The following is an 18,715-nucleotide window of genomic DNA, read 5'->3' as shown; positions in this document are numbered from 1 at the left end:
TCTCGCCGACGACGGGCACGTACGGGAATCAGCGGCGGATGCGGCTCATCTTCGGGTCGAACAAGGGCTCTTCGGCGACCGTCGCCGGCACCTTCTCGCCGAAGTACTCGATGTGGACGCCCGTACCGGCGGCGAGCGGCGGCAGCCACGCGTAGGCGACACAGCGGCCCAGCGTGTAGCCGTACGAGGCGCTGGTGACGTAGCCGGCCGGGACCCCTTCGACGTGGACGGGCTCCTTGCCGAGCACGACGGCCGCGGGGTCGTCCAGGAGGAGCGGCGTGAGCCTGCGGGCCGGCTGCTCGCCCTTGCGCTCCAGCGCCGCCCTGCCGAGGAAGTCACCACGGTCCATGCGGACGGCGAATCCGACGCCCGCCTCGTACGGATCGTGCTCCTCGGTCATGTCGTGACCCCAGGAGCGGTAACCCTTCTCCAGGCGCAGGCTGTTGAACGCCGAGCGCCCGGCCGCGATCACGCCGAGCTCCCGGCCCGCCTCCCACAGCGTGTCCCACAGGCGCAGCCCCAGGTCGGCGCTGGTGTACAGCTCCCAGCCCAGCTCACCCACGTACGACAGGCGCATCGCGGTGACGGGCACATGGCCGAGGTGGGTCCGCTTGGCGCGGAAGTAGCCGAAGCCCTCGTGCGAGAAGTCGTCGCGGGTCAGCGGCTGGACGAGGTCACGGGCGAGGGGGCCCCAGACGCCGATGCAGCAGGTGCCGGAGGTGATGTCCCGGATCCACACGTCCGCGGGCGCGTGCCGGATGAGCCAGTCCAGGTCCGCGGGGGAGTTCGCGCCGATCTGGAAGAGATCCGGCGCGAGGCGTGCGACGGTCAGGTCGGACCGGATGCCTCCCGCCTCGTTCAGGAGCAGCGTGTACGTGACCGCGCCCGGCTTCTTCGCGAGATTGTTCGACGTCATGCGCTGGAGGAAGCCGAGGGCGCCCGGGCCCGTGACCTCGAGCCGGCGCAGCGGCGTCATGTCGTACAGGGCGACCTTCTCGCGCGTGGCCCTGGCCTCGGCGGCCGCGATCGGGGACCAGTAGCGGGCCGACCAGGCGTCACGCTCGGGCAGGTCGCCGGTGGGCAGGTCCGCGTTCGCCTCGTACCAGTGCGGACGCTCCCAGCCACCGCCCTCCAGGAAGTACGCGCCGAGCTGCTCCTGGCGGGCATGGAAGGGGCTCACCCTCAGCGGGCGTGGCTGCTCGGCGGGCTGGAGCGGGTGCAGGACGTCGTAGACCTCGGCGAACTGCTGCGCCCCGCGGTCGTGCACATAGGCGGGGGAGCGCTGGGCGTCCTCGAAGCGGGTGAGGTCGCACTCGTGCACGTCGACGGAGGGGCGCCCGTCGACCATCCACTCGGCGACCGCCCTGGCGACGCCCGCGGAGTGTGTCACCCAGACCGCCTCGGCCAGCCAGAAGCCGCGCAGCGCGCGGGATTCGCCGAGGACCGGCATCCCGTCGGGCGTGAAGGAGAAGACGCCGTTGAAGCCCTCCTCGATCTCGGTCTCCCGCAGCGCCGGGATCAGCCACCGGCAGTCCTGCCAGCTGGGTGCCCAGTCCTCCTCGGTGAAGGGCAGCGACGACGGCATGTCCAGGTCGCCGGCCCGCGCCTCGTCGTAGTCGAGGATCTCGAAAGGATCGACGGGCAGGGGCTTGTGGGCGTAACTGCCGATGCCGATCCGGTCGGTGTGCTCACGGAAGTACAGGTCACGGTCCTGGAAGCGGAGGATCGGCTTCGAGGCTTCCGTGCGGGGGTCGTTCGCTCCTTCGAGCTCCGGCATGGGCCTGGTCTTCGCGTACTGGTGCGCGAGGGGCAGGAGCGGGACGTCCACGCCGGCCATGCGGCCGATGACCGGGCCCCAGAACCCCGCCGCTGACACGACGTGGTCGGCGGGGAAGGTGCCGCGGTCGGTGACCACCGCCGTGACCCGGCCGTCCTCCTGCTCGATGCCGGTGACCGTGTGCCGGTCGAGGAAGGTGGCGCCGCGTTCGCGGGCGCGTTCCATCTGGGCGCGGGAGGCGAGCAGGGCGCGGGCCAGGCCGTCGTCGGGGGTGTGGAAGCCGCCGAGTACGGCCGACTCGTCGATGAGGGGCCACAGTTCCTTGCAGCGCGCGGCGTCGACGAGCTCGCCGCGAACGCCCCAGGAGGCGGCGTAGCCGGCCTTGCGGTGCAGGTCGGCCCAGCGCTCGGGGGTGGTCGCCAGCTCCAGGCCGCCCACCGGGTTGAAGCAGGAAAGTCCGTCCGCCTCAAGGGTGTTGAACTTCTCCACCGTGTATCGGGCGAACTCCGTGAGGGTCTTGGACGGGCCCGTCTGGAAGACCAGGCCGGGCGCGTGCGAGGTGGAGCCGCCGGGGGCCGGCAGCGGGCCCTGTTCGAGGACGGTGACGTCGGTCCAGCCGCGGGCCGTGAGCTCGTCGGCGAGGGAGCAGCCGACGATTCCGGCGCCGATGACGACGACGCGAGGGCTGGTTGTTCCGGGGTTGCCGGGCGTGCTGGACATGCCCCTCCTCATGCTGGTGGGGATGGAATGGCCTTATGCGGCGGGTATGTTGGCGCGTTCCGCGGCGATGGTCGTGTCCTGGCCGTGGCCGGTGTGGACAACCGTGCCGCCCGGCAGGGTGAGGAGCCGGGCGCGGATGGACGCCGTGATCGTCGGGGCGTCGGAGTACGAGCGGCCGGTCGCGCCCGGACCGCCGTGGAAGAGGGTGTCGCCGGTGAAGACGGCGTCGAGGAACGGCACGTAGAGGCTGCAACTGCCCCAGGAGTGGCCGGGGGTGTGCAGAACCTGGACATCGATCCCGGCGACGGTCAGGAGCATTCCGTCGGTGAGCTCGGCGTCCGGCTTGTGGTCGGCGTGCACCGCCTCCCACAGCTCGTGCTCGGCGGGGTGCAGGAGGACGGGGGCGCCGGTCGCCGCGGCGAGGCCGGCGGCGGCGCCGATGTGGTCGTCGTGCCCGTGGGTGCAGATGATCGCGGTGACACGGCGCCCGGCGACGGCGGCCGTGATCGCCGCCGCGTCGTGCGCGGCGTCGACGATCAGGACCTCCTCGTCGTCGCCGATCAGCCAGACGTTGTTGTCGACGTCGAACGTCTCGCCGTCCAGGCTGAATGTGCCGGAGGTGACGACGCGTTCGACGCGGGCCGCAGGGCTCACAGGACCACCACCGAGCGCAGCACGTCGCCGCGGTGCATCTTCGCGAACGCCTCCTCCACCTGGTCGAGGGCGATCGTCTCGGTCACGAACCCGTTCAGGTCGAGCAGCCCGTACAGGTACTGGTCGATGAGGACCGGGAAGTCGCGGCTCGGCAGGCAGTCCCCGTACCAGGACGACTTGAGGGCGCCGCCGCGCGAGAACAGGTCGATGAGCGGAATGTCCAGCGTCATCGCGGGGTCGGGCACACCGACCTGGACCAGTACGCCCGCGTGGTCGCGCATGTAGAACGCCTGCTTGTACGTCTCCGGGCGGCCGACCGCGTCGATGGCGATGTCGACGCCGAACCCGTCGGTGAGCGCGCGCACCGCCTCGATCGCGTCCGTGCCACGGGAGTTGACGGTGTGCGTGGCGCCGAACCGCTCGGCCTGGTCGAGCTTCTTGTCGTCGATGTCTACGGCGATCACGCGACGCGCGCCGTTGAGACAGGCGCCCGCGATGGCCGCGTTGCCGACGCCGCCGCAGCCGATGACGGCGACCGTGTCGCCGCGCTGCACATTGCCCGTGTTCACCGCCGCGCCGTAGCCGGCCATCACGCCGCAGCCGATCAGGCCCGCGGCCTCGGGGCGCGCCGCCGGATCGACCTTGACCGCCTGTCCGGCCGCGACCAGGGTCTTCTCGGCGAACGCGCCGATACCGAGCGCGGGGCTCAGCGGCGTTCCGTCGAGGAGGGTCATCGGCTGTGCCGCGTTGCGCGAGTCGAAGCAGTACCAGGGGCGACCGCGGCGACAGGAACGGCAGTTGCCGCAGGGGGCGCGCCAGGCGAGCACCACGTAGTCACCGGGGGCGAGGTCGGTGACCCCGTCGCCGACGGACTCGACGGTGCCGGCCGCCTCATGACCGAGCAGGAACGGGAAGTCGTCGTTGATGGCGCCCTCCCGGTAGTGCAGATCCGTGTGGCAGACCCCGCACGCCTGCACCTGGACCAGAACCTCGCCCGGACCGGGATCGGGCACGACGATCGTCTGCACCTCGACGGGTGCGCCCTTCTTCACAGCGACGACGGCGCGGACCTCATGTGGCACGACCAAACTCCTCTGCTGTTGCGCACTGCACGATCGGTTGCGCGATGAGGAACATCTTGGAAACGCCATCAAGGCCCCGTCAAGAGGTGGGAGTTAATGCTTGGCAAAACGATCGGCAGCCCCGAAACCTCGTCGACACACGCAGAACGCGGGGCCAGGTTTCCCTGACCCCGCGTTCAGTAACCGTACTGAGGAACGCCCTGCTAGAAGCCGTATCCCATCCGGCGCGACAGTTCGGCCGATGCCGCGACCGTGCGTTTTGCCAGCTCGGGGAGGTGTTCCTCGGTCACCCGGTACACGGGGCCCGACGCGCTGATCGCGCCGATGACCTTTCCGTCGTGGGCGAACACGGGTGCCGCCACCGCGGCGAGGCCGACCTCCAGCTCCTCCACGGCGACGGCGAACCCCTGGTCCAGCACGGCCTCCAGTTCGGTCCGCAGCGAGGCCGTCCCGGTCGTCGTGTGCGGGGTGAAGCGCGCCAGCGGGCGGGCGAGCAGGCCCTCGCGCAACGCGGACGGCAGATGGGCGAGCAGCACCTTGCCGCTCGACGTGGCGTGCAAAGGCGTGCGTCTGCCCAGCCAGTTCTGCGCCGTCACGGAGGCGGAGCCGCGCGCCTGCATGATGTTGACGGCGACATCGTCGTCGAGGATCGCGATGTTGACCGTCTCGCCCAGCTCGTCGGCCAGTTCACGGCAGACGGGCACGCCCTCCTGGGAGATGTCGAGGCGCACTGCCGCCGCCCCCGCGAGGTGCAGTACCCCCGCCCCCAGGTAGTACTTGCCGCGGTCCTTGGCCTGCCCGACGAGGCCTCGGTTCTCCAGGACTCCGAGCAGCCGGAACGCGGTGGACTTGTGCACGTCCAGCTCGTCGGCGATCTCCGTGACCCCTGCCTCGCCGTGCCGGGCGAGGATCTCGAGGACACTCACCGCGCGGTCCACGGACTGGACAGCGCCGGCCGCGCCCTTGGGAGTTTTCTCCGGTGCCTTCGTGCCTGGTTCAGCCTGCGATTCCTTGCGGGTCATCACTCAACTCTCACCACCTTGCGACCCGTTCACGGGTCGCATCTTCGAGAAGCCCTTGACGCGGCAGCCATCTCGACCGGACTCTGTTGCGCAGAGCGCCCTGTCGTGCGCGATACGAAACTTCATGTTACCGAACAGTCCTGAGTCAGACAGCCCTGGACCAAGAGGGGGGCCCGTGATTCCCGTCTGCCGCCTTGAAGACCTCCCCGATGGCGGATCCGTCCGCATCGACACAGCACCGCCCATCGCCGTCTTCCACGCTGACGGTGAGCTGTACGCCATCGACGACACCTGCACCCACCAGGACGCCTCCCTGTCGGAGGGGTGGCTGGAGGGCTGTCTGGTCGAATGCCCGCTTCACGAGGCTTCATTCGATCTCCGCACGGGGCAGCCGACCTGCCTCCCCGCCCGCCGCCCCGTACGCACCCACCGCGTGACCGTCGAGGACGGCGTGGTCCATGTCCACCCGGCAGCCGAGGAAGGTACCGCCGCATGAGCACTGTCAACGGAATCACGACCGACTCCGGCATGAGGACCGTGACCGTGGTGGGCGCCTCGCTCGCGGGACTGTACGCGGCCCGCGAGCTGCGCGCCCAGGGCTTCGACGGCCGCCTCGTCATCGTGGGCGAGGAGCCGCACCGCCCGTACGACCGGCCGCCGCTGTCCAAGGACTTCCTCACCGGGAAGGCCGGCGAGGACCAGCTCGCCCTCTCCGACGTCGACGAGACGCTGGAACTGGGTGCCGAGTGGATGTTCGGCGTACGGGCCCGCGGGCTCGACGCGCGCGGCCGCACCGTCCTCCTGGAGGACGGCCGCACGGTGTCGACGGACGGGGTCGTCATCGCGACGGGGGCGAGCGCCCGCCGGCTGCCCGGCCCCGCCCTCGCGGGCGTGCACACGCTCCGGACCCTCGACGACGCGCGCTCCCTACGTGCCGAACTGCTGCGCGGGCCGCGGCGCGTGGTCGTGATCGGCGGCGGGTTCATCGGTGCCGAGACAGCCTCCTCGTGTGCCGCGCTCGGACACTCCGTCACCGTCGTGGAGGCGGCGCCGCTGCCGCTCCTGCCCCAACTCGGCCCTGACATGGCTGCGGTGTGTGCGGGACTCCACGCGCGCGGCGGCGTGGAACTCGTCACGGGTGTGGGGGTCGCGGCACTCCACGGCGACCTCGCGGTCCACGGCGTGGAACTGGCCGACGGGCGCGTGCTGCCCGCCGACGTGGTCGTCGTCGGCATCGGGGCCGTCCCCAACACGAGCTGGCTCGCCGGTTCGACGCTCGCGCTGCACGACGGGGTGCTCTGCGACGACGGCTGCGTCACGGCGCTGCCCCAGGTGGTGGCCGTGGGCGACGTGGCCCGCGTGGGCGGGGCGCGGGCCGAGCACTGGACGAGCGCCACGGCCCAGCCGCGGGTTGCCGTACGCAATCTGCTGGCGGGCCGCACCGTCGAGACCGTGCGGCCGCTGCCGTACTTCTGGTCGGACCAGTACGGCTCACGCATCCAGTTCGCGGGGCGCCGGGGGGACGGGGATCTGGTCCGCGTCGTCGAAGGCGCCGTGCAGGACGGGAGTTTCCTCGCGCTCTACGAGCGCGCGGGCGTGACCACGGCCGCGCTCGCGGTGAACCGGCCGCGGCCGTTCACACGGGTGCGGCGGGAGCTGACCCGCGGTGAGGCGATACCGGTCGTGCCGAGCGTCGCGGAGCCCGTCGCGCTGTGACGGCGGCTCTCGCCTGAGTACGCGCCTACGTATGCGTCAGCTGTCCGGCCCCCTCGCGCCTCCGTATGCGCTCCGGGGCCGGATGGCCCTGCGCGCGTGCCCGGCGACGTGCCTGCCGGCGCGCCTGGCGCCGCTCCCTGCGCAACTGCCGCGCCGTGCTGTTCGGCGCGGACACCACGCCGTTGCGCTGGTTCCACACCTGTCGGGTCACCCAGACGTCCAGCACGCCCCAGGTCGCCACGACCGTGCTCCCCACGCTGCTCAGCACCATGGGGAACGCGAGCCAGGAGTCGGCGACGGTGCACAGGAACGCGATCACCGCCTGCATCAGGGTCAGCGCGACGATGAGCACCGCCCGTACCGCCGCCGTCCGCACCGGATCGGGCATCCGCCGTCGCCTCGCCGGCTCCTCGACCCACAACTCCCCGCGCCGCTCTGCCGTGCCCATCAGTTCGTCACTCCCCCCGCCGTCACAGCCCGCCGCCCCGAGTGCTCCCGCACCGGGGCTCTTCGATGGCTGCCCGGATTGCGCTGCTTTACGCTGCCCGCTGACCTCGTGCGGGCCTCATCACCTATGACCCGTACTGAAGGACGTACGGCGGCGTCGAAAGATTCCCCCGGATTGCGTCGGTCACTTCCGTCCCGCCGAAGATCGATCGATTCCGGCCAACTGCCGTCCGCGTCGGGCCGGATGATGCCGGATTCTGAGCGCCACTTTGCGGGATGCAATCTCCCGCAATGCCCGGACACATGCTGACGTCCCTCTCCACTCGCCGCCGGACAGCATCCGGACAGCCCTTCGAGTTGCTCCTGCGTCAGTAGTAGGCTCGCGCCGTTTGTTGCCGCACATGTGTACCCCTGACGACAGGGGTCGATCTGGGGGAGGCCATGCGCTTTCGCGGGAAATCCATCCGCCGGAAGATCGTGGCGTTGCTCCTGGTGCCGCTGGTATCCCTGACCGCCATCTGGGCCTTCTCCACGGTGATCACGGGCCGCGCCGCGACTCAGCTGCTGTCGTCGGGGAGGGTCGCCGACGAGATCGGCTACCCGATCGCCGACGCCGGCCGGATCCTTCAGGACGAGCGCCGCCAGACCCTCGTCTATCTGGCCGATCCCCGGGCCTCCGACGCCCTCTCCGAGCTGCGCAGCCGTCGCAGCGCCTCCGACGAGGCGATGGCCCGGATCAGGACGAAGGCCGAGAACTCCGGGATCCGCGACGACATGAGCGACGACTCCCGGCGCCGCATCACCACCGTCGTCGAGGGATTCGAGGGCATCGAGTCCCTGCGCCGCAACGTCGACGAAGGAACCGTCACCCGCGCGCAGGCACTCGACTTCTACAACCGCCTGATCGACCCGACGTACGACTTCCTGCTCACGCTCAGCAACTTCGACAACTCGACGATGGACCGCCAGGGCCGCGCCGTCGTCGGTGTGCTGCGCGCGCGTGAACTGCTGTCCCGCGAGGACGCGTTGGTCGCCTCCGCTCTCGTCGCCCGCAGGATCACGCACAAGGAACTGCGCCAGGTCTCCGACCTCGTCGCCCAGCGCGGCATCCTGTACGAGACCAACCTCGCGCTGCTCCCCGATGACGACCGCGCCCAGTTCGAGCGCTACTGGAAGAGCGCCGACACAGCGGCCCTGCGCACGGCGGAGAACACTCTCGCCGACTCCGCCGCGGGCACCCCCAGGGGCGTCACCACACATGCCTGGAACGACGCCTCGGGCCAGGTGCTCGACGAGCTCATCAAGCGCGACACGGCCGCCACGGAGCGCTACCAGGACCGGGGGCGCCCCGTCGCGATCGAGGTCTTCCTGCAGGCCGGTGTCGCCGGCGTGCTCGGTCTGCTCGCGCTGCTGCTCTCGCTGTTCCTTTCCGTGCGCATCGGCCGCAGCCTCGTCCGTGACCTGCGGCGGCTGCGCCTGGAGGCCCACGAGGCATCCGGAGTCCGGCTGCCCAGCGTGATGCGCCGCCTCGCCGCCGGTGAACGCGTCGACGTGGAGACCGAAGCCCCTCGCCTGGAGTACGACAAGAACGAGATCGGGCAGGTCGGCCAGGCGCTCAACACCCTTCAGCGCTCCGCCGTCGAGGCCGCCGTCAAACAGGCCGAACTGCGCCACGGCGTCTCCGAGGTCTTCGTCAACCTCGCCCGGCGCAGCCAGGTGCTCCTCCACAAGCAGCTCACCCTGCTCGATACGATGGAGCGCAGGACCGAGGACACGGACGAACTCGCCGACCTGTTCCGCCTCGACCACCTGACCACGCGCATGCGGCGCCACGCGGAGGGCCTGGTGATCCTCTCGGGAGCCGCCCCCTCCCGGCAGTGGCGCAGGCCCGTCCAGCTCATGGACATCGTCCGGGCCTCCGTCGCCGAGGTGGAGGACTACGAGCGCATCGAGGTCCGGCGCCTGCCACGCATCGCGGTCACCGGCCCCGCCGTCGCCGACCTCACCCACCTCGTGGCCGAACTCCTCGAGAACGCCACGGTGTTCTCGCCGCCTCACACCGCCGTGCACGTCCTCGGCGAGCGCGTCGCGAACGGCTTCACGCTGGAGATCCACGACCGGGGCCTCGGCATGGCGGCCGACGCGCTCCTCGACGCCAATCTGCGGCTGGCCGAGACACCCGAGTTCGAACTCTCCGACACCGACCGGCTCGGCCTCTTCGTGGTCAGCCGGCTCGCCCAGCGCCAGAACGTCCGCGTCTCGCTCCAGCCGTCCCCGTACGGCGGCACGACCGCGGTCGTCTTCATCCCGGACACCCTGCTCACCGACGCCCCCGACACCGAGGGTGCCGGCTTCCGTCTCGACCGTCCCAACGGCCCCGGGCGCGGCGAGGCCCGGGGCGAGCGCTCCCCGAAGCTCTCCACAGCGGGCAGCCCGCTCCCGGGTCTTCCCGCCTCGGTCCTGGACGGCCCCGTGGAGCTGGAGGCGCCACTGGCGACGTCGGACCTCGCGCCCTTCCCCGGCGCTCTCGACGACGAGGACAGCGAGCGAGGCGGGCTCTTCCGGCCGCGCCGCCGCTCCGCAGGGCTCCCCGGGGAGCAGCACCAGCACGCGCGCGACGAGTTCGAGAACCGGGCCGAGCCCAACCGCCGGGCCGGCGGCCCCGACGCTGACGAAGCGCCCGTGCCGCTGCCGCTGCCGCGCCGCCGGGCACCCAAGCTCGTCAGCTCGCACGGCAGGCCCGTCACCCACACGCGGCCCGGCGAGGCGGAACGGGACAACCGACGCGCGAACGCCCAGCCCGAGAACCCGGGCAGCGTCCCACCCGAGCCCGAGCCCGAGCCCGAGGCCCCGACCCCGGACACACCCGGGGACGCGTACCGCCCGGAAGCCCCGCAGGGACCCCGCGAGCGTCGACTCGCTTCGGCGTCCGTGCCGGACCTGCCGCGCAGGCGCGCCCGTGCCCAGGCTTCGCAGGACGAGGCTCCCGCACGTGGCCCGGAGCCGGTGCGTGACCCCGCGCCGGAGCCGGCCGCCGACGCCCCCACGCTGAGCCTGCCGAGTGGTCTGCCCCGCCGGGTGCGCCAGGCCAATCTCGCCCCGCAGCTCAAGGAAGGACCCGACCTGCGCGCCGACCGCGCCGCGGACCGGGAGGGGCCCAACCACTCGGACAGCCCCGCCGAGCGCGACGCCGACGAGGTCCGCGACCGGATGGCCTCGCTCCAGCGGGGCTGGCGCCGCGGCCGTGAGGAGAACGCCGCAGGCGATGACGCCTCCGACGGCACAGCACAGGGAACGACATCTGAGGGGGACGGTCGATGACCGCACCGAAGGCCGCCGCACACACCACCGCGAACGGCGGTTCCGGGGAGCTGAACTGGCTCCTGGACGACCTGGTGGAGCGCGTCGCCAGTATCCGCAAGGCGCTCGTGCTGTCCGGGGACGGCCTCCCGACCGGGGTCTCCAAGGACCTCACCCGGGAGGACAGCGAGCACCTCGCCGCCGTCGCCTCCGGCTTCCACAGCCTGGCCAAGGGGGTCGGCCGGCACTTCGAGGCCGGCAGCGTACGCCAGACGGTCGTGGAGCTGGACGACGCCTTCCTCTTCGTCACGGCCGCCGGCGACGGCAGCTGCCTCGCCGTCCTGTCGGACGCGGACTCCGACGTCGGTCTCGTCGCATACGAGATGACCTTGCTCGTCAAGCGGGTCGGCGTGCATCTGGGGACCGCTCCGCGCACCGATCTGTCCGCCGGCGGGTAGTGGGCCGGTATGAACCGGGACGGGGAGGGGACGCAGGAGACGCACCACTGGTTCGACGACGACGCCGGACCGGTGGTTCGTCCGTACGCCATGACACGCGGCCGCACCACCAGCGCGGCCCAGCATCGCCTCGACCTGATCGCGGTCGTCGTCGCCGAACACCGCAGCGGCGACCCCGCTGCCGACCAGACGCTGTCCCCGGAGCACGTGGACATCGTCGGACTGTGCCGCGACAGCCCCCAGTCGGTGGCCGAGATCGCGGCGGAACTCGACCTTCCCATCGGTGTCGTACGCGTCCTCATCGGCGATCTCGTCGACGAGAAACTGGTCCATGTGACGCGGCCAGTACCCCCTGCCGAGCTCCCGGACGAGAGTATTCTGCGCGACGTGATCAACGGTCTCAGGGCGCTCTGACCGACGCGGACACCGAGGCCACACACGGGGGTGGGGACCAGGCGAGCAGCGGGGCGAACAACGGAGACGCGCGTGACAGGCTGGCAGTTCTGGATCGACCGAGGCGGCACGTTCACCGATGTCGTAGCGCGGCACCCCGACGGACGCCTGCTCACCCACAAGCTCCTGTCCGACAACCCCGGCCGCTACCGCGACCCCGCCGTCGCCGGTATCCGTGAACTCCTCGACAGCGAGGGCGAGTCGGGGAACGGCCGAGTCGACTCCGTTCGCATGGGCACCACCGTCGCCACCAACGCCCTCCTGGAACGCAAGGGCGAACGTACCGCCCTGGTCGTCACCCGGGGCTTCCGCGACGCCCTGCGCATCGCGTACCAGAACAGGCCCCGCATCTTCGCCCGCCGCATCGAACTGCCCACGCTGCTCCACGAACGGGTCATCGAGGCCGACGAGCGCGTCAGTGCCCAGGGCGACGTCCTCACCCCCCTCGACACGGGCGCACTCGAAGTGTCGCTGCGCCAGGCGTACGACGACGGGATCAGGGCCCTCGCCGTCGTCTGCATGCACAGCCACCTGTACCCCGAGCACGAGCGGCAGATCGGTGCCCTCGCGGCCCGGATCGGCTTCCCGCAGATCTCGCTCTCCAGCGAGGTCAGTCCGTTGATGAAACTCGTCCCGCGCGGGGACACGACCGTCGTCGACGCCTATCTGTCGCCGGTCCTCGGCCGCTACGTCCAACAGGTGGCGGACCAACTCGCGGGCGTGCGCCTCATGTTCATGCAGTCCAACGGCGGGCTCACCGAGGCCGGGCAGTTCCGCGGAAAGGACGCCATCCTGTCCGGACCCGCCGGCGGCATCGTCGGCATGGCCCGCGTGTCCCGCCTGGCCGGCTTCGACCGCGTCATCGGCTTCGACATGGGCGGCACGTCCACGGACGTGTCGCACTACGCGGGGGAGTACGAGCGCGTCTTCACCACGCAGATCGCCGGCGTGCGCCTGCGCGCCCCCATGCTCGACATCCACACCGTCGCCGCCGGTGGCGGCTCCGTCCTCCACTTCGACGGCAGCCGCTACCGCGTGGGGCCCGACTCCGCGGGAGCCGATCCCGGACCCGCCTGCTACCGCGGCGGCGGCCCGCTCACCGTCACCGACGCGAACGTGGCCCTCGGGCGCATCCAACCCGCCCATTTCCCCCGGGTGTTCGGCCCCGACGGTGACCAGCCCCTGGACCACGCCCTCGTACGGGACCGCTTCGCCGCACTGGCCCGTGAGATCCGCGACCGCACCGGGGACGACCGCACCCCGGAGCAGGTCGCCGAGGGCTATCTGCAGATCGCCGTCGCCAACATCGCGAACGCCGTGAAGCGGATCTCCGTCCAGAAGGGCCACGACGTCACCCGCTACGCCCTCACCACGTTCGGTGGGGCCGGCGGTCAGCACGCGTGCCGGGTCGCCGACTCGCTCGGGATCCGCGCCGTCCTCGTACCGCCCATGGCGGGAGTCCTGTCCGCGCTCGGCATCGGTCTCGCCGACGCGACCGCCATGCGCGAGCAGTCCGTCGAGTCGCCGCTCGAACCGTCCGCCATGCCGCACGTCCACAAGACCGCCGACGATCTGGAGGGCGCGGCCCGCGCCGAACTCCTCGCCGAGGACGTGCCCGAGGACCGCATCCGCGTCACCCGCCGCGCCCAACTGCGCTACGACGGCACCGACACCACGCTCACCGTGGAACTCACGCACCCCGACACGATGCGCACCGCCTTCGAAGAACGCCATCGCGCCACCTACTCCTTCACCCTCGACCGTCCTCTCGTCGTCGAAGCACTCTCCGTCGAAGCAACCGGCCTCACCACACCCCCCGATCTGTCCGCCCTCGCACCCCGCTCGGCCCCGCCCGCCACCCCTGAGACCGTCAGCCTCCACACAGGCGGCACCTGGCGCGAGGTGCCCCTGCACCGACGCGACCAACTCCCGCCCGGCGAAAGCGTCACCGGACCCGCGATCATCGCCGAGTCCGGCTCCACGACGGTCGTGGACGACGGCTGGCGGGCGGCCGTGACGGACGACGGTCACCTGATCATGGAACGTGCGGCGGTCACGGAGAGTTCCGACATCGGCACGGAAGCCGACCCCGTCCTTCTCGAAGTCTTCAACAACCTCTTCATGTCGATCGCCGAACAGATGGGCGCCAGGCTGGAGTCCACCTCCCAGTCGGTCAACATCAAGGAACGCCTCGACTTCTCGTGCGCGCTCTTCGACCCCGACGGCAGCCTCGTCGCCAACGCCCCCCACATCCCCGTCCACCTGGGATCCATGGGCACCAGCGTCAAGGAGGTCATCCGCCGCCGCGGCACGCGCATGCGGCCGGGCGACACCTACGCCGTCAACGACCCCTACCACGGGGGCACCCACCTCCCCGACGTCACCGTCATCACCCCGGTCTTCGACACGGAGGGTGAGCGGATCCTGTTCTACGTCGCCTCGCGCGGCCACCACGCGGAGATCGGCGGCATCGCCCCCGGCTCCATGCCCGCGGACAGCCGCACCATCGACGAGGAAGGCATCCTCTTCGACAACTGGCTGCTCGTCGAAGAGGGCCGCTTCCGAGAGGCGGAGACCCTGAGCCTGCTCACCGGCGGCCCTTACCCGTCCCGTAACCCACGGACCAACCTCGCCGACCTGCGTGCCCAGATCGCCGCCAACCAGAAGGGCGTCGACGAAGTCGCCCGCATGATCGACCACTTCGGGCTCGAAGTCGTCCAGGCCTACATGAAGCACGTCCAGGACAACGCCGAAGAGGCGGTGCGCCGCGTTGTCGACGCACTACAGGACGGTGAGTTCGCCTACGAGACCGACTCGGGCGCCGTGATCCGCGTCCGCGTCACCGTGGACCGCGAACAGCGCAGCGCGACCGTCGACTTCACCGGCACCTCGCCCCAGCTCGCCACCAACTTCAACGCGCCCTACGCCGTCGTCAACGCGGCCGTCCTGTACGTCTTCCGCACCCTCGTGGACGACGACATCCCCCTGAACGACGGCTGCCTGCGCCCCTTGCACATCGTCGTCCCGCCGGGCTCGTTCCTCGCCCCCGAGCCACCGGCCGCCGTGGTCGCCGGCAACGTGGAGACCTCCCAGGCCATCACCGGCGCCCTCTACGCGGCCCTGGGCGTCCAGGCCGAGGGCTCAGGGACGATGAACAACGTGACCTTCGGAAACGAGAGCCACCAGTACTACGAGACCGTGGCCTCGGGCTCCGGAGCAGGCGACGGCTTCCACGGAGCGTCCGTCGTGCAGACCCACATGACCAACTCGCGGCTCACCGACCCCGAGGTCCTGGAGTGGCGACTTCCCGTCCTGCTCGAGGAGTTCGCCGTGCGGCGCGGCAGCGGGGGACCGGGCCGGTGGCACGGCGGCGACGGCGCCGTACGCCGCCTCCGCTTCCTCGAACCCATGACCGTGTCCACCCTCTCGCAGCACCGCAGAGTCCCGCCGTACGGCATGGCGGGCGGCGGGCCGGGAGCTCTGGGCGCCAATTCCGTGGAACACCCCGACGGCACGGTCGACCGGCTCGCCGGCAGCGACTCCGCGGACGTGCTCCCCGGCGACGTACTCGTCATCGAAACCCCCGGAGGCGGCGGATACGGTCCGCCGCCTCCTGTCGGGAACGACCACAGCGACAGCAGTGAGGCAGGAGAAGAGACCCATGATCTTCGGGCGTTCTGAGCGCGGCAAGCCCCCCGTGGAGCCCGTCACGCTCAAGATCCTCGTGGCCGGCGGATTCGGCGTGGGCAAGACGACGCTCGTCGGCGCGGTCAGCGAGATCAAGCCCTTGCGCACGGAGGAGCTGCTCAGCGAGGCAGGCCGCCCGCTCGACGACACCCGGGGCGTCGAGGGCAAGCACACCACCACCGTCGCCATGGACTTCGGCCGGATCACGCTCCGCGAGGACCTGGTGCTCTACCTCTTCGGCACTCCCGGGCAGGACCGCTTCTGGTTCCTGTGGGACGAGCTGGCGACCGGCGCCCTGGGCGCCGTCGTCCTCGCCGACACCCGCCGCCTGGAGGACTGCTTCGCCGCCGTCGACTACTTCGAACGGCGCTCCATACCCTTCGTCGTGGGTGTCAACTGCTTCGAGGGATCGGCCCGTTACCCCGCCGACGCCGTACGCCAGGCCCTCGACCTCGACTCCGACGTGCCCGTCCTGCTGTGCGACGCGCGCGAGAAGGAGACCGTCAAGGAGGTCCTCATCGGCGTCGTCGAGCACGCGATGGCCGCCGGCGCCCGCCGACGCCAGCCGGCCACCACCTGACGCGCGAGCGCGGGAACAGCGGGCAGGGAAACAGCACGCATGGGAACGGCCCGCACCCTCGCCGACCGGGGTGCGGACCGTCGTCCACGCGCGCGTGGCCCTCACGAAGGCCACGCGCGAGTCACAAGAGGCGTACGCCGCTGCTCACGCCTCGTCGTCGTGCCAGCCGAAGCTCTTCTCCACGGCCTTGCGCCAGTTGCGGTACTCGCGCTCACGCGTCCCGCTGTCCATGGCCGGCGTCCACTCCGCGTCGCGCTGCCAGTGCGCCTTGAGCTCGTCCAGGTCGTTCCACACCCCCGTCGCGAGTCCGGCGGCGTACGCGGCTCCCAGGCACGTCGTCTCCGACACCCGCGGCCGAATCACCGGCACGTCCAGAACATCCGCCTGATGCTGCATCAGGAGGTTGTTCTTGGTCATGCCGCCGTCGACCTTCAGCGTCGTGATCTGCACCCCGGAGTCCTGGTACATCGCGTCGACGACCTCGCGCGTCTGCCAGCTCGTCGCCTCCAGGACGGCCCGCGCCAGATGGGCCTTGGTGACGTACCGCGTCAGGCCCGTGACGACACCGCGGGCGTCCGAGCGCCAGTACGGTGCGAACAGGCCCGAGAACGCGGGCACGATGTAGGCGCCGCCGCTGTCGCTCACACTCGCCGCGAGCGTCTCGATCTCGTCGGCCGTGCGGATGATCCCGAGCTGGTCGCGGAACCACTGCACCAGGGCGCCGGTGATCGCGATCGACCCTTCGAGGCAGTACACGGGCGGCTCGGAGCCGATCTTGTACCCCATCGTGGTGAGCAGCCCGTTCTTCGAAGGGACGGGCCGGTTCCCGGTGTTGAGCAGCAGGAAACTGCCCGTTCCGTACGTGTTCTTGGCCGTCCCCGTGTCGTAACAGGCCTGCCCGAAGATCGCGGCCTGCTGGTCGCCGAGAGCGGACGCGACCGGCACCCCGGAGAGCTGGCCGACGGCCGTCCCGTAGACCTCGGCCGACGACCTGATCTCCGGAAGGACCGCCTCCGGCACGTTCATCGCCGACAGGATCCCCTGGTCCCACTGGAGCGTCTCCAGGTTCATCAGCATGGTGCGCCCGGCGTTGGTCACGTCGGTGACGTGTACGCCGCCGTCCGTGCCGCCGGTCAGGTTCCAGATGAGCCAGGAGTCGATGGTTCCGAACGCGATCTCGCCCCGCTCGGCACGCGTACGCAGCCCCGGGACGTTGTCGAGCAGCCAGGCCGCCTTGGGCCCGGAGAAGTAGCTCGCGAGCGGCAGGCCGGTCTGCTCGCGGAAGCGATCCTGCCCGTCCGTCCCGCCCAGTTCGTTGCACAGCGCCGACGTACGGGTGTCCTGCCACACGATCGCGTTGTGCACGGGCCTGCCCGTGGCCCGGTCCCAAAGAACCGTCGTCTCCCGCTGGTTGGTGATGCCGAGCGCGCTGAGGTCGTCGGCCCGCAGCCCGGCCTTGGCGAGCGCCCCGGCGACCACGGCCTGCACCTTCGACCAGATCTCGGTGGCGTCGTGCTCCACCCAGCCGGGCTTCGGGAAGATCTGGCGGTGCTCACGCTGGTCGACGGCGACGATCTCGCCGCCGTGGTTGAAGATGATGCAGCGGCTCGACGTGGTGCCCTGGTCGATGGCGGCGACGTACTTCACCTCGTTGTCGGGCATGTGACTCCCCTTCGTCTTCGTCCGAGGTCCCCGCGCGGGGACGCTGAAGCGACGTGGCGGCGCGGCCGCGGTCAGAACGCCGCGTTGTAGATGAGCCCCGCCAGCGCGCCGCCGATCAGCGGCCCGGCCACCGGGATGATGGCGTAACCCCAGCCGGACGTCCCCTTGTTGGGGATCGGCAGGAACGTGTGCACGATGCGCGGACCGAGGTCGCGCGCCGGGTTGATGGCGTACCCGGTGGGCCCGCCGAGCGAGAGACCGATCCCGACGACCAGGAGAGCCACGACGAGCACCGTCGTGCCGGATTCCCCGAGCCCCTTGGTGAGCCCGAACGCGAGGATGGGCAGCACGAGGGCGACGGTCGCGATGATCTCGGTGATCAGGTTGGCCACGGGGTTGTCGATCTCAGGGATCGTGGAGAAGATCCCGAGCGTCGGAGTGGGCCCGTCGTCGTCCGCTTCGCTGTCTCCTGACCCCGACGTGACGTTGGCGTTGAACTGGGCCAGATAGACGAGATAGGCCAGGACGGCGCCCAGCATCGCGCCGACCATCTGGCCGAGCAGATAGACCCAGACCTTGTCCCACTTGCCGGTGTCCACGGCGATGCCGATCGTCACCGCCGGGTTGAGCTGACCCCCGGACAGCGGCGCGGCGGTGTACGCCCCGGCCAGCACGCCGAAGCCCCAGCCGAACGCGATGACGACCCATCCCGAGGCTCTCGCCTTGGAATGCTTGAGCGTGACCGCGGCGCACACGCCGGCGCCGAACAGAATGAGGATCGCGGGTACCGATGACCTCACCGACGAAGATGTCTCCATTGCTCATGGCGGCTCCTAGGCCCTCGCCCGGAGCGATACGCCCCGGTCCTCAGTGCAGGGTGCGTTTTCCATGGCTAATGCTGGTTCTGGGTGGCTCCGGCTGCAACGGCCGACTGGCAGGGGTTCCCGCGCCCCGCCCGGCGCCCGCGACAAGCGTTCCCGCTCGGTCGGACCGCTCGTATCGCCGGTGGGGGGAGTGCCGTGACCTGCCCGAACGCGACAGGAGGAGCCCGACGGACAGGCTGGGGCCCTGAGCGGCGGTGGGACGACGTGCGGCGATGCCGACTGACACCCGGAAGTGTTCACCGGCCGTGATGGAGCGTCAAGGTCGTGGACGGG

The 18,715-nt window shown here is 70.9% G+C and carries 12 protein-coding genes and 2 pseudogenes; 7 read left to right on the top strand and 7 right to left on the bottom strand.

Features of this window, described 5'->3' with window-relative positions; all coding sequences use genetic code 11:
- Positions 1 to 28: 28 nt before the first annotated feature.
- The 4 genes from ACIPWY_RS24615 to ACIPWY_RS24600 all read right to left on the bottom strand — a co-directional run bounded on the left by ACIPWY_RS24615 (position 29) and on the right by ACIPWY_RS24600 (position 5,255).
- Positions 29 to 2,497 (bottom strand): FAD-dependent oxidoreductase, encoded by a 2,469-nt coding sequence (locus ACIPWY_RS24615; protein WP_362908953.1) that lies wholly within the window; start codon positions 2,495 to 2,497, stop codon positions 29 to 31.
- A gap of 33 nt (positions 2,498 to 2,530) precedes the next feature.
- Positions 2,531 to 3,151: an MBL fold metallo-hydrolase gene (locus tag ACIPWY_RS24610; RefSeq protein WP_401534991.1), complete on the bottom strand. Its 621-nt coding sequence runs from the start codon at positions 3,149 to 3,151 to the stop codon at positions 2,531 to 2,533.
- Positions 3,148 to 4,233: an S-(hydroxymethyl)mycothiol dehydrogenase gene (locus tag ACIPWY_RS24605; RefSeq protein WP_362908949.1), complete on the bottom strand. Its 1,086-nt coding sequence runs from the start codon at positions 4,231 to 4,233 to the stop codon at positions 3,148 to 3,150. Before ACIPWY_RS24605 ends, ACIPWY_RS24610 begins: the two co-directional genes overlap by 4 nt.
- A gap of 203 nt (positions 4,234 to 4,436) precedes the next feature.
- Entirely contained in the window at positions 4,437 to 5,255 is an 819-nt protein-coding gene (locus tag ACIPWY_RS24600; RefSeq protein ID WP_362908947.1) for an IclR family transcriptional regulator, read from the bottom strand.
- A 175-nt stretch (positions 5,256 to 5,430) separates the two neighbouring features.
- Here ACIPWY_RS24600 and ACIPWY_RS24595 point away from each other — a divergent pair, with 175 nt between their 5' ends.
- Entirely contained in the window at positions 5,431 to 5,751 is a 321-nt protein-coding gene (locus tag ACIPWY_RS24595) for a bifunctional 3-phenylpropionate/cinnamic acid dioxygenase ferredoxin subunit (protein ID WP_362908945.1), read from the top strand.
- 32 nt (positions 5,752 to 5,783) lie between these two features.
- A complete protein-coding gene (locus tag ACIPWY_RS24590) occupies positions 5,784 to 6,971 on the top strand; it encodes an NAD(P)/FAD-dependent oxidoreductase (RefSeq protein ID WP_393705900.1) in 1,188 nt (395 codons plus the stop codon).
- 25 nt (positions 6,972 to 6,996) lie between these two features.
- On the opposite strand, the pseudogene ACIPWY_RS24585 reads toward ACIPWY_RS24590, so the two are convergent.
- Positions 6,997 to 7,392: pseudogene (locus ACIPWY_RS24585) on the bottom strand (hypothetical protein); the annotation flags it as partial.
- A gap of 467 nt (positions 7,393 to 7,859) precedes the next feature.
- On the opposite strand from ACIPWY_RS24585, the gene ACIPWY_RS24580 reads away from it, so the two are divergent.
- The 5 genes from ACIPWY_RS24580 (at position 7,860) to ACIPWY_RS24560 (ending at position 15,896) form a co-directional block, all read left to right on the top strand.
- The gene (locus ACIPWY_RS24580) at positions 7,860 to 10,739 is read left to right on the top strand and encodes a nitrate- and nitrite sensing domain-containing protein (protein ID WP_393705884.1); all 2,880 of its coding nucleotides are present in this window, start codon (positions 7,860 to 7,862) and stop codon (positions 10,737 to 10,739) included.
- Positions 10,736 to 11,176, top strand: a complete 441-nt coding sequence (locus tag ACIPWY_RS24575) for a roadblock/LC7 domain-containing protein (protein ID WP_100597501.1) — start codon at positions 10,736 to 10,738, stop codon at positions 11,174 to 11,176. The genes ACIPWY_RS24580 and ACIPWY_RS24575 overlap by 4 nt, the downstream gene beginning before the upstream one ends.
- A gap of 9 nt (positions 11,177 to 11,185) precedes the next feature.
- Positions 11,186 to 11,590 (top strand): DUF742 domain-containing protein, encoded by a 405-nt coding sequence (locus tag ACIPWY_RS24570; protein WP_393705883.1) that lies wholly within the window; start codon positions 11,186 to 11,188, stop codon positions 11,588 to 11,590.
- A gap of 72 nt (positions 11,591 to 11,662) precedes the next feature.
- Positions 11,663 to 15,310 carry a hydantoinase B/oxoprolinase family protein gene (locus tag ACIPWY_RS24565; RefSeq protein WP_393705882.1) on the top strand — a complete coding sequence of 1,216 codons (3,648 nt, stop codon included), beginning with the start codon at positions 11,663 to 11,665 and terminating at the stop codon, positions 15,308 to 15,310.
- Entirely contained in the window at positions 15,291 to 15,896 is a 606-nt protein-coding gene (locus tag ACIPWY_RS24560) for an ATP/GTP-binding protein (RefSeq protein WP_362908935.1), read from the top strand. The genes ACIPWY_RS24565 and ACIPWY_RS24560 overlap by 20 nt, the downstream gene beginning before the upstream one ends.
- 144 nt (positions 15,897 to 16,040) lie before the next feature.
- On the opposite strand, the gene glpK is transcribed toward ACIPWY_RS24560, so the two are convergent.
- Both glpK and ACIPWY_RS24550 read right to left on the bottom strand, forming a co-directional pair.
- Entirely contained in the window at positions 16,041 to 17,558 is a 1,518-nt protein-coding gene (gene glpK, locus ACIPWY_RS24555; protein ID WP_362908933.1) for a glycerol kinase GlpK, read from the bottom strand.
- Between the two features lie 71 nt (positions 17,559 to 17,629).
- Positions 17,630 to 18,383, bottom strand: a pseudogene (locus ACIPWY_RS24550) (MIP/aquaporin family protein).
- Positions 18,384 to 18,715: the final 332 nt, after the last annotated feature.

The organism is Streptomyces sp. NPDC090032 (assembly GCF_044748025.1).
Classification (GTDB): Bacteria; Actinomycetota; Actinomycetes; order Streptomycetales; family Streptomycetaceae; genus Streptomyces.
This window is presented reverse-complemented; position numbering and strand designations above follow the sequence as displayed.